This window comes from Corynebacterium sp. MSK195, assembly GCF_030228885.1.
GTDB lineage: Bacteria > Actinomycetota > Actinomycetes > Mycobacteriales > Mycobacteriaceae > Corynebacterium.
On record NZ_JASPGT010000015.1, the window covers coordinates 25,326 to 35,552 of the forward strand.

Here is a 10,227-nt window from a genome sequence, read left to right on the forward strand (position 1 = left end):
CATAAGGCCTAGACCCCACTAGACGCGTGTAAAACAATGCTAGGAACGGCCCTATTTACAGGAAACATTCTGCTCCAAACCGGCGTAACAATAGGGTGTACCCCAGGTGCCCCTACCAGCGCCCGCAGTTGAAGGCTTCACCTACCAAATGGTAAAGTTAGCTATATGCGAACCAGTCAGCGCTCCGAGATCCTGGAAGCTGCCCTCCGCGTCATGAACGCAGCGGAGGGTGGCGACATTACCCTTGACGCAGTGGCCCACGAGGCCGGGCTCACCAAACCGGGATTGCTATATCACTTCCGCAACCGCGACGTACTGCTCGCCGCGATCGTCGACCACGCTGCGGCCAACGTCGAGAACGACATGACTGCCACCCTTGGCAAGCCCCTCGAGAACGCCAACGCCACCGAGCGGCTCCTGAGCTACCTTCACGTCGCCGCCCACGGGGCCGCCAAGCGCGCCGAGTTCATCATCTGGGGCCAAGCGACGTACCGGCCCGAACTCACCGAACCGTGGACTACGCGGATGGGCCGCTGGCTCGAACTCCCGGACGATCTCGACGCCGCCACCCGAGCCAGGCTGACCACCGCCCGACTCGCCGCCGACGGACTCTGGGGCGCCCAGGCCACAGGTGTGTCCACCCTCCACGGCGCGGATCTCGAAGCCGTCGTCTCCAGCATTCGCTCCCTGATCGAAGGAACAACCCCATGAAGCAGTGGTTCCTGCTCGCTGGCGCCATCACTACCGAAGTGGCGGCGACGCTGTCTCTCAAGGCGGCGCTCAATCACCCATCCTGGTACATCGTGGTTGCTGCCGGATACATCGGCGCTTTCGTCTTCCTCACCTTCTGCCTGCGCGAAGGAATGCAGATCGGCGTCGCCTATGGCATCTGGGGAGCCAGCGGGGTCGTGCTCGCCGCCGTGCTATCCGCCGCGATTTTCGGTGAACCTCTGACCGCTGTGATGGGTCTTGGAATGGTTGCGATCATCAGCGGTGTCCTCACCGTCGAACTCGGCTCCCAGAAAGCTCAGCAAACCGCAGCCCAGGAAGCAGGAGTCAACTCATGAGATGGATCTTCCTCGCAGGCGCCATCTTGTCCGAAGTCGTCGCGACCATGTCGCTACGAGCCTCCGACGGTGGCCGGGTGAAGAAATGGTTCATCGGCGTCATCGCGGGGTATCTCGTGGCGTTCGTCGCCTTAAGTCTCGCCTTGGCCGACGGCATGGCCCTTGGCGTCGCCTACGGCATCTGGGCAGCATCCGGCGTAGCTCTCACCGCGATCCTCGCCCGGGTCATCTTCCACGAACCCCTCACCCGAACCATGGCCCTCGGCATCCTCCTCATCGCCGTCGGAGTTCTCACCGTTGAACTCGGCGCCAACTTGGCGAACTGATGCATTTCCGCAGGTAAACCAGGCAGATTGGTGTGCCCCAGGTGCACCACGAGGCGCACAGACAAAGGCTCCCCAATGAGCGCCTGTGGGCCTAGCGTTGTGGATGTGATCACCTGTGTCGTCCACTACACCATCGACCCCGACCAGATCGCGGCCTTTGAACAGTTCGCCCGCGCTTGGATGCGGCATGTCGACGAACACGGCGGCACCCACCACGGGTACTACCTACCCGCGGAAGGTGTGAGTGACCGTGCGGAATCCCTGTTCAGCTTCCCCAGCCTGGCTGCCTACGAGCAGTACCGCACCTTGTTCGGCACCCACCCGGACTTCATCGCCGCTGACCGGATTCGAGACGAGTCCGGGTGCGTCCTGCGGTACGAGCGCACCTTCATGCGGCCGCTCCTACCCCAGGGACACTGAAAGGGACTCCGGCAGCACGCTCGGCACAACCCACAACGCCGCAGGTCAGCGCGTACAGATGGGTGTAATCAACTGTTACATGTGTCACCCGTCTCGGAGAGAATAAGAATCAGAGCACGATCCTCTACGTCCGGTTCCTACCCCAGATCATTCCCACCGAAAGCCGCCGCCAACCGGCCTGACCTCGCTCACTCGCCGGGCCACGGCATCACCATGGGGCTTGACCTTCGAGCCGGGAGCCCGGGTGCTTGCCAAGGTCCATCGAAGCTCTCCTGCTGCCGTGAACTATGTCGCGGTGGACATCGCGTCCTACGAGACGGCCAATGAAATCAGGGAATTCCTGGCCGGAAATGGGGCGTCATCCCTGGCCTTTGCCTCTGATACCGATACGCGGCTCATCACCGCCTACCGGATAAACCAGGTAAGCACCGCTGTAATCCTGGACGCCGCGGGCACGGAGGTCTTCCGTGCCGTGGAGCCGGGTGCTGCGTAACTGCGGACGGCACTGGCCGCGGCGGGAGCCGGCTCAGTGAAGCCCCTTAGCCTGCGGCGGGCTCAGATGTAACTGCAGATTTGTTCAGCATCGCAGCGCTGAGGGTCGGCCACCTCGGCGGTTGCATATTGTTCGGCCACGGTCACCCGGAGCGCGGTGAGCTCCGCGATTTTCCGGTCCAGGTCCTGCAACTGTTTCCCCAGGACATCCCGTACGTGGGTGCAAGGCGTCAAACCGCTATCGCGGATCCGCAGAATGCCCTGGATCTGCGCCAGGGTCAGCCCGGCGATTTGGCTGCGGCGAATGAATTCGAGGCGGCTGAGGGTGTCGTGGGCGTAGTCACGATAGCCGTTGGCCGAGCGCTCAGCCGGTGGGAGCAGGCCCCGGTCCTCATAGAACCTGATCGTCTTGGTTGTTATACCGGCAGCATCAGCAACTTCACCGATTCGCATTTCGGGTCCTCATCTCGTTCCAAAAAATCGCATATGACCCTTCCATCGTACTGGAACGTTCCGCATCGGCACCCGCAAACCAACAGGTCCCGTCGCCAGCTTGACCTTCCCCCTTAGTGGAAGGTTGATAATGGGGTGTGACGTACTACTGGCCGTCCGGTTTCGTGTTGGGGTCCCCTGTCGGGGTCCCGGACACGAGCCGGACATATGAAGGGATGATCATGTCAATAAAAGTGAAGGGCCGGGAGCGCTCTGGCCTGGTGCTTGCGGCAGGCACTCTGCTGTCCTCCCTTGGTGTTGTGATGGTGGCGCTCGTGTGCTGCGGGGTACCCGTTCTGACGGCTGCAGCCGGTGTTTTCGCCGCGGCCGGCGCAATGGCCGGCAACCTCTGGTTCATTGCCGCCGCAGCCCTTGCCGCGGGGGCCCTGCTCCTGCGGGCGCAGCGTCGGGGCAGCCCGGGGACGGATTGTTGCGCCCGTTCCCGCCCGGGGGCCAGCCTGTCCGCGGGTTCTACTCCAACACCTCATTCATCGTCGGAGCAGGAGCGGTCCGGGCAGTCCCGGGCCGGTGCTTCTGAGGATGCGGGGTCACAGGGATGACGGGTGTTTTGGGTCTGGCCTTTCTGACCGGAATGCTTGCCACGGTGAATCCATGCGGGTTTGCGATGCTGCCAACCTATCTGGCGTATTTCATTGGTTCAGGCCCCGGTGCGGGACGGAAGCGGCCGTTGCTTGCAGGTCTTCAGGCCGGGGTTGCCCTCAGCGCCGGTTTCGCCACTGTCTTTGTTACGGCCGGCCTGCTCGCCGCTGTAGGCCTGCGGTCGGTGGCGTCGGCGCTTCCCTGGGCGGCGGCGCTGATCGGAGCGGTTATTGTGGTTGCCGGCCTTGGCATGGTGTTCGGATGGCAGCTGCCCGGGGCGAGGTTGAACCTGCCCCGGATTCTGAAGACGGACGGGACCAGTTCGGGCCTCAGGGCGGTCTTTGGCTACGGGGTGGCCTATGCGGTGGCTGCGCTCTCTTGCAGCCTGGCCCTGCTGCTGGCTGTTGTCGCCCAGGCTGTGTCCACCGGGAGCCTGGCCGGGCTGCTGGCGGTCTTCGCCGCCTACGCCTTGGGCTCCTCGGTGGTGCTGGTCCTTCTGTCCCTCGGTGCAGCGGTAGCGCGGGACGTCCTGGCACGCCACGTCCGAAGGATCCTGCCGTTTGTTAATCGTCTCGGCGGAGCCGCGCTTATCCTCGCAGGGATCTACCTGTTGCTCTACTGGGTTCCGGCCCTGTCCGGCGGGCAGGCCGGGGGGATCATGGGCGGGACGGTCACCGAAGCCAGCGTGGCGCTGTCCGGTTTCATCTCGGGCAACTGGCCCATCATCACCCTCACCGCGGTGGCCGCCGTCCTCGCCGCCGCGGCCCTGGCCCTGCGGCGCCGCAGTAAAAGCAAGGCACAGGACAACAGCGCAATCACGGATGGGGCTGAGAGCAGCGACAGCACCGAAGCGTGCTGCGGCCCGGAACATCTTCTTCCCGACACGGCGCCAGGGCGCACCAACCAGAAAGGAAACCCATGACAACGACCAGAAACCATCGGCGGATCTTCACCATTACTGCCGTCGTAGCGGCCGCGGCCCTCATCCTGGTCCTGGCCCTCACTGCGTTGAACCGCGGGAGCGAAACCGCTCCCGCCGCCGGGCCAGCGGGCGCAAACAACGTGGACAGGATCGAGATCACATCTGTGGACGGCAAGGCCCTCACCGTCCCTTCCACCCGCCCGACAGTGCTGTATTTCATGGCGAGCGGGTGCTATACCTGCGTTCCGCAGACAGAAGCGATGAAGGAACTGGAACAGGAATATGCCGATAAGGCAGACTTCGTCGCCGTGGACGTGACGCCGGAGACCACAAAAACCCAAGTGGACCAGTTCCGCGAAATGGCCGGCACACCCGGATACCCCTTCGTTGTCGACCGGACCGGGGAACTCACCCAAAAGTACGCGGTCACATCCCTGGACAGTACCGTCGTCATCGCACCTGACGGTGACATCCTGGGCCGGGCCGATTCCCGGCCCATGAAGGCCGATGCCCTGAAGGAATTTCTTGACACAACACTTGCGTAGCAACACCGATCTCTTCGCTCCCGTTCTTGACCTTCCCGTGCAGGGGAAGGTGCAGACTGGGGACAGTATGCAAAAAGGAACGCCCCCGGGGTGTTCATTCGAGACTCCATGGAGGACTAATGCCTGAGGCAGCACCAGATTTTGATTTAGCCGTGATCGGTTCCGGAGGCGGCGCCTTCGCCGCCGCCATCCGGGCCACCAAGCTGGGCAATCGGGTCGTGATGATCGAACGCTCCACGGTGGGCGGGACCTGTGTGAACACCGGGTGCGTTCCCTCCAAAGCCCTGCTGGCCGCCGCCGAAGCCCGGCATGTCGCTGTGGATGCGACCGGAAGGTTCCCCGGGATCAGCACTTCCGCCGCCCCGGTGGACATGGGTGTACTGATAGACGGGAAACGCTCCCTGGTCGAGGGAATGCGCTCGGATAAATACGTGGACCTGGCCGCCGACTACGGATGGGACCTGCGCCAGGGCACCGCGGTGTTCGCCGGCACCCCGGAGGAACCGGTCCTGGAAATCACCGGACCCGACGGCACCCGCGACTCCCTGACCGCCGCCCATTATCTGGTCGCGACCGGTTCGACCCCGTGGGCACCCCCGGTGCCGGGACTGGATGAAGTCAACTACCTGACCTCGACCACCGCCATGGAACTGAACGAGGTGCCCGAGTCCCTGATCGTCTTCGGCGGCGGGTACGTGGCCCTGGAGCAGGCGCAGCTTTTTGCCCGCCTCGGATCCAAAGTGACCTTGCTGGTCCGCTCCAGGCTTGCCTCGCACGAGGAACCGGAAGCCTCCCGTGCGCTGATGGGCGTCTTTGCCGACGAGGGCATCCGCGTGGTCCGCCGCGCAGCCGTAACTTCGGTCCGCACAGATCCCGCCGGCGCAGAGGTCCTTGTCACCGCCACGGTCGCCGGGGGCCAGGAGGAATTCCGCGCCGCAAAGCTGCTGGTAGCCACCGGCCGACGCGCCGTCACCGACGGACTGAACCTGGACGCCGTCGGCGTCAAGACCGGCGACACCGGCCAGATCCTGGTCGAGAGCACACTCGCCAGCTCCAACCCCAGGATCTGGGCCGCAGGGGATGTGACCGGGCACCGAGAATTCGTCTACGTCGCGTCCGCCCACGGAACCCTGATGGTGGAGAACGCCTTCAACAACGCCGGGCGCGAGGTCGACTACCGGCACCTGCCCCGCGTGACGTTCACCAGCCCGTCACTGGCCGCGGTCGGCATGACCGACAAGGAAGCCAACGAGGCGGGCATCCGGTGTGAATGCCGGGTCCTGCCCCTGGAATACGTTCCCCGGGCACTGGTGAACCGGGACACCCGCGGCTTCATCAAAATCGTCGCCGACGCCGACACCGGACGGATTGTGGGGATCACCGCCGTCGGCAAGGAGGCCGGTGACCTGGCCGCCGCCGGAGTCTACATCCTCGAGGCCGGCATGACCGTTGACCAGGTCGCGAACCTCTGGTGCCCATACCTGACCATGGCCGAAGGGATCAAAATCGCCGCACAGTCCTTCACCACCGACGTCTCCAAACTCTCCTGCTGCGCCTCCTGACCCGCGCCAGATCCCAGCCTAATCCCATTACGTTGTTGGCAGTTCCGCTTGAAGGAGCCCAGGATTCGTACTCCTAGCCCCATGCTGGGGCAGGCTATGTTTATCTGCGTTCCTTCTGCCTTGTGGCAGTGGAACTAGTCGCTGGCTTCGGTATGGCTTATTTTCGTCCCTGTCTGAAAATGATCCGGGGGGTGTTCCCGATCTCTGTCTTCGCATAGATCAAGCGCGTTGGCAATTATTACCCTTAAAGAGTGATTACTAACGAACTTCGAAATTTGCTAGCCAAAGCAACTACTCATGCACGGCGCTTTCAGGACGGAGGAGATCACACTGTAGCCGCAGCACTCCTTACCAAATCAGGCAAACACGTACTCGGTTTGAACGCGCACCACTTCCTCGGTGGTCCTTGCGGGGAAGTCTCGGCTTTAGCTAACCATGCTGCTAGTTATCCAGAGGACCCAATCCAAGCAGTAGTCGCCGTATACGGACCTACTGGTCAAGTTATTCCTCCCTGCGGTAAATGCCGCCAGGTGCTTTTTGATGTTGATCCGTCCATCCGGTGCATCGTGCGCGGAAGCAATGGACTTGAAGCACCTACCGTAGAAGAACTCTTGCCATTCGCATTCAACTGGCGAGATATGGAACAAGAGCAGCGCATCTACATGTGGGAAGGCTACGAGGAATCAATTCGTAGCGGAGAAAAGCAACAAACCATCCGCGTAGATGATCCTTTCCATGAAGGAAGTGCCCACATTGTCTTCGAGAAAGAATCCGGAGAGGTCGTCACCATTCCTGCACAGGTCACGTCCGTTGTCTCTACCCAGCGAAGTGAATTATCGGAAAAGCAAGCTCGAAATGACGGTTTTGGTTCTCTCACCGAGCTTCAGGAAGCGCTAGATATTCACTATCCCGGATTAGGTGACGATGACGAAGTAGACCTCGTAGAGTTCAAACTCCAGTAATTCAAACAATCTAAAAGCGCACTTACCCTTTTTGTAGAAGCAGTAAAACTACACCAGAGTTTGTGACTTAGGGGAGTGCTTCACATCTGCAAAACCGACGACTAATTTCTTGTTTTTCTGTGTGTCAGCTCACTAACCAAAAGCCTAGGACACGCACCTGTGCGCCTTGTTTATTGGAGCGCACGGGGATACTGGAGACTACGAGTACGCACTAGACGCAGCCAACAGTGCCGCCAAGCACCTACAGGTAATACAAGCGGAGTTGCCTGCCACTTCCCCACTGGACCGCGACGCCGGCATGCTCGCCAAGTTCGTGCGCGCAGCACAACGAAATCTGTCTCAACAACGACCCGCAGATAATCCCGACGAACTTCTAGACTTAGCCACCAGCCTCAAAGAACGGCTGGAAGGGGCGGATTCTAGGGGTCATTTTTCTTTGGCTAAACGCGGTTTTAGGCCGAATTTCGGCTCTCGACCACGAGCTCTAGGCCACGGGCTTCGTCCTCGTTTGAGAACCAGCCGGTGGCCTTGGTCGGGCTACGCCGCAAGCGGTGGCGCGTTGGGGAAAGCGTCGGTGCTAGTCTCATTGCGTCCGCGGGTGAAATTGGGTAGCCGAAAGTTTAATTGCTGGGATTCTGTAAACTCTGTGTGATTAGATTCACACGCCCCGACAGCGCTTCAAAAAGACCTTCCGGGCGTTATAGGAGCCACCGATAACGCCCGGTCGGGGCCGTTTGGAACGCTGCCGCTACGTCAGAGCCCGAAGGCTCCGCCGCTGACGAGGATCACGATACCGAGGCCGATGAGAACGATGGGAAAGAGGATGTGCTCAAAGCGTTCGAGCACTTCCGCGATCGGGGGGCGGGTTGCGACGAACTTTGCCAGGGCCACCAGGACCGCAACGAGCGCGAGGAAGATAACGCAGTAGGCGACTACTGCGAGAGGTTCCACGCTGAGGAATACAGGGGTGTAGACGCCGATATTGTCGCCACCGTTGGCAAAGGTGACGCCTGCGACTGTCCAAACGCCGACCTTCTTGCCGGCAACCTTGGCCTCGTCATCGTCGTCACCGTCTCCGCGCCAGGCCTGCCATGCGGCCCAGAGGCCGAGGCCCAGAGGGATGAGACCAAAGTATGGAATGGCTGCCGGGGGCAGAAATGCTCCGGCGCCGGTGGTCACAAGGATCGCGGCGACGAGGATGCCCGCGAATCCGAGGTACTGGCCGGCCAGAATGCGGGCGGTGGTGCCGCGCTGGCCTGCCCCTCGCGCGAAGAAGAGGGAGAGCACGATGATGTCGTCGATGTTGGTAGCTGCGAACAGGCCTATCGCCTGCAAGACCGAGGTGAGGATCATGCGTCCTCCCCAGCTGCGTAGCACCCGGGAAGCGTGCAGACGGGATCGATGCACGGGGCGTCTTCGTCTACTGCCAGGGTGGCATCGACCAGTGCTGTCAGTGCCTGTGCCAGGTGCGGATCGGCGATCTCGTATCGTGTCCGACGCCCCTCTGGCTCGGAGACGACAATCCCACAATCGCGCAAGCATGTCAGGTGGTTGGACACGTTCGGGCGTGTCAGGTCCAGATCTCGGGATAGTTCCGCCGGGTAGGCGGGATGGTCGAGCAGGGTCAAGATGATCCGGGATCGAGTGGGGTCGGCCAGTGCACGACCCAGGCGGTTCATCACGTCGAGACGCGAAGCAATAGTCAGCATGCGCTGAACTATACAGCGCTCGCTGAACTAATCAAGTTCCGGGTAGCGGTGCAGCTGTGTGCGCTGCTGAAGAGACAGTGAAAGTAGCAGAGATGGCGCAGATTCCGGCAAAGTTGCAAAAACAGCTGAACCACGCTCGTTTCTGATGATCGGCCCATGTGCGATTTGTGCCGCGCCGAAGGCAACCGAATTGGCTCGAAGTTCCGTAGCGTTGAAAGTTTCCGCTCGAACCATAAGTCACCGGAGGTGCTCACCTTTGACGAACTTGTCGAACGTTCACCGTGGAGCGTGGAGCTTGCCGAGAGGCAGGAAGAGTCGGAAGCGGAATTTCCTGACTTCCCGTTCTCAGGAGCGCTCCTGCTCACGTCAAAAATTTACTTCTGTTGTGTAACCCGAGGCGAAACTGCGTGTAACCGGGGTGTTGCCGCGGACCTAATACATCTGGTCAGGAAGTTTCATAAAAGCCCCTCGTCCGTCACGGGGCTTTCAAGAAACATCTTCAATCTTTCCACGAAACCCCTGGCCGGCCGAAGGAAAACGGCGCTCAATAAAAGGAAACTCCCCTAGTGCTTCTCGTCGTTGGAAGCACTAGGGGAGAAGCCACCTGCGGGGGTGCGGGAGTCGTGGCTTTTTGTTTTCCTTCCGTCCGACTATGCGCCGGGGGAAGCGCGCTGCGGACACCCAAAACGGTGCTGTTGCAAAGTTGGGGCAGTAGAAAGACCGGCGTGAAATAATCAGAGCCATGGGCATCTTCTCCGGTCGGCATTTCCCCGTGACATCATCCTGTGGGCGGTGCGGTGGTACTGCCGCTACGGCGTGAGCTACCGCGATCTCGAAGAGATGATGACCGAGCGGGGTGTGCCAGTCGATCGCACCACGATCTACCGCTGGGTGCAGAAATACGCCCCTGATCTGGATAAGCACACTCGCTGGTACCGGCAGGTACCCGACTGGCAGGCCCGGTCCTGGCGGGTGGATGAGACCTATATCCGGGTCGGCGGCACGTGGTGCTATCTCTACCGGGCTATTACCGCCGGTGGGCAGACCTTAGATTTCTACCTCTCACCAAAACGGAATGTGGCTGCGGCCAAGCGTTTCCTGGCCAAGACGCTGCGATCGAATACGACAGC

General features: G+C 61.3%; 13 protein-coding genes and 1 pseudogene. 11 read left to right on the forward strand and 3 right to left on the reverse strand.

Annotated elements, in window-relative coordinates; genetic code table 11:
• Positions 1-165: 165 nt before the first annotated feature.
• The 5 genes from QP909_RS10905 to QP909_RS10925 all read left to right on the forward strand — a co-directional run bounded on the left by QP909_RS10905 (position 166) and on the right by QP909_RS10925 (position 2,306).
• Positions 166-711 carry a TetR/AcrR family transcriptional regulator gene (locus QP909_RS10905; RefSeq protein WP_284767240.1) on the forward strand — a complete coding sequence of 182 codons (546 nt, stop codon included), beginning with the start codon at positions 166-168 and terminating at the stop codon, positions 709-711.
• Positions 708-1,067: a DMT family transporter gene (locus QP909_RS10910; RefSeq protein WP_003849971.1), complete on the forward strand. Its 360-nt coding sequence runs from the start codon at positions 708-710 to the stop codon at positions 1,065-1,067. The genes QP909_RS10905 and QP909_RS10910 overlap by 4 nt, the downstream gene beginning before the upstream one ends.
• Positions 1,064-1,393, forward strand: a complete 330-nt coding sequence (locus QP909_RS10915; RefSeq protein ID WP_003849969.1) for a DMT family transporter — start codon at positions 1,064-1,066, stop codon at positions 1,391-1,393. Before QP909_RS10910 ends, QP909_RS10915 begins: the two co-directional genes overlap by 4 nt.
• Before the next feature lie 105 nt (positions 1,394-1,498).
• Positions 1,499-1,813, forward strand: a complete 315-nt coding sequence (locus QP909_RS10920) for an NIPSNAP family protein (protein ID WP_230208643.1) — start codon at positions 1,499-1,501, stop codon at positions 1,811-1,813.
• 280 nt (positions 1,814-2,093) lie between these two features.
• A complete protein-coding gene (locus QP909_RS10925) occupies positions 2,094-2,306 on the forward strand; it encodes an alkyl hydroperoxide reductase (protein ID WP_284767241.1) in 213 nt (70 codons plus the stop codon).
• Positions 2,307-2,368: 62 nt separating this feature from the next.
• On the opposite strand, the gene QP909_RS10930 is transcribed toward QP909_RS10925, so the two are convergent.
• Positions 2,369-2,752: a heavy metal-responsive transcriptional regulator gene (locus QP909_RS10930; protein WP_370505896.1), complete on the reverse strand. Its 384-nt coding sequence runs from the start codon at positions 2,750-2,752 to the stop codon at positions 2,369-2,371.
• Positions 2,753-2,979: 227 nt separating this feature from the next.
• Between QP909_RS10930 and merT the strand changes: the two genes are divergently transcribed.
• The 5 genes from merT (at position 2,980) to QP909_RS10955 (ending at position 7,388) form a co-directional block, all read left to right on the forward strand.
• Positions 2,980-3,357: a mercuric ion transporter MerT gene (gene merT / locus QP909_RS10935; protein WP_034973490.1), complete on the forward strand. Its 378-nt coding sequence runs from the start codon at positions 2,980-2,982 to the stop codon at positions 3,355-3,357.
• Complete coding sequence (locus tag QP909_RS10940) at positions 3,354-4,319, forward strand: cytochrome c biogenesis CcdA family protein (protein ID WP_049361036.1); 966 nt, start codon at positions 3,354-3,356, stop codon at positions 4,317-4,319. Before merT ends, QP909_RS10940 begins: the two co-directional genes overlap by 4 nt.
• The gene (locus QP909_RS10945) at positions 4,316-4,864 is read left to right on the forward strand and encodes a TlpA family protein disulfide reductase (protein WP_284767242.1); all 549 of its coding nucleotides are present in this window, start codon (positions 4,316-4,318) and stop codon (positions 4,862-4,864) included. The genes QP909_RS10940 and QP909_RS10945 overlap by 4 nt, the downstream gene beginning before the upstream one ends.
• Positions 4,865-4,983: 119 nt before the next feature.
• Positions 4,984-6,426, forward strand: coding sequence for a mercury(II) reductase (gene merA / locus QP909_RS10950; RefSeq protein ID WP_005532160.1), 1,443 nt, complete (start codon positions 4,984-4,986; stop codon positions 6,424-6,426).
• Between the two features lie 251 nt (positions 6,427-6,677).
• Positions 6,678-7,388, forward strand: coding sequence for an ASCH domain-containing protein (locus tag QP909_RS10955; protein ID WP_284767243.1), 711 nt, complete (start codon positions 6,678-6,680; stop codon positions 7,386-7,388).
• Between the two features lie 753 nt (positions 7,389-8,141).
• Here the strand turns inward: QP909_RS10955 and QP909_RS10960 are convergent.
• Together QP909_RS10960 and cmtR are read right to left on the reverse strand one after the other, a co-directional pair.
• Positions 8,142-8,741 (reverse strand): cadmium resistance transporter, encoded by a 600-nt coding sequence (locus tag QP909_RS10960; protein ID WP_049361033.1) that lies wholly within the window; start codon positions 8,739-8,741, stop codon positions 8,142-8,144.
• Positions 8,738-9,097 (reverse strand): Cd(II)/Pb(II)-sensing metalloregulatory transcriptional regulator CmtR, encoded by a 360-nt coding sequence (gene cmtR / locus QP909_RS10965; RefSeq protein WP_003849933.1) that lies wholly within the window; start codon positions 9,095-9,097, stop codon positions 8,738-8,740. The genes QP909_RS10960 and cmtR overlap by 4 nt, the downstream gene beginning before the upstream one ends.
• Positions 9,098-9,839: 742 nt before the next feature.
• Between cmtR and QP909_RS10970 the strand changes: the two are divergent.
• Positions 9,840-10,227: pseudogene (locus QP909_RS10970) on the forward strand (IS6 family transposase); the annotation flags it as partial.

What these genes read in the sequence shown, in the direction of transcription:
- QP909_RS10915 (WP_003849969.1), top strand. Translation starts at nt 1,064, where the DNA reads ATGAGATGGATCTTCCTCGCAGGCGCCATCTTGTCCGAAGTCGTCGCG.
- QP909_RS10945 (WP_284767242.1), top strand. Translation starts at nt 4,316, where the DNA reads ATGACAACGACCAGAAACCATCGGCGGATCTTCACCATTACTGCCGTC.
- QP909_RS10905 (WP_284767240.1), top strand. Translation starts at nt 166, where the DNA reads ATGCGAACCAGTCAGCGCTCCGAGATCCTGGAAGCTGCCCTCCGCGTC.
- merA (WP_005532160.1), top strand. Translation starts at nt 4,984, where the DNA reads ATGCCTGAGGCAGCACCAGATTTTGATTTAGCCGTGATCGGTTCCGGA.
- QP909_RS10960 (WP_049361033.1), bottom strand. Translation starts at nt 8,741, where the DNA reads ATGATCCTCACCTCGGTCTTGCAGGCGATAGGCCTGTTCGCAGCTACC.
- cmtR (WP_003849933.1), bottom strand. Translation starts at nt 9,097, where the DNA reads ATGCTGACTATTGCTTCGCGTCTCGACGTGATGAACCGCCTGGGTCGT.
- QP909_RS10910 (WP_003849971.1), top strand. Translation starts at nt 708, where the DNA reads ATGAAGCAGTGGTTCCTGCTCGCTGGCGCCATCACTACCGAAGTGGCG.
- merT (WP_034973490.1), top strand. Translation starts at nt 2,980, where the DNA reads ATGTCAATAAAAGTGAAGGGCCGGGAGCGCTCTGGCCTGGTGCTTGCG.
- QP909_RS10940 (WP_049361036.1), top strand. Translation starts at nt 3,354, where the DNA reads ATGACGGGTGTTTTGGGTCTGGCCTTTCTGACCGGAATGCTTGCCACG.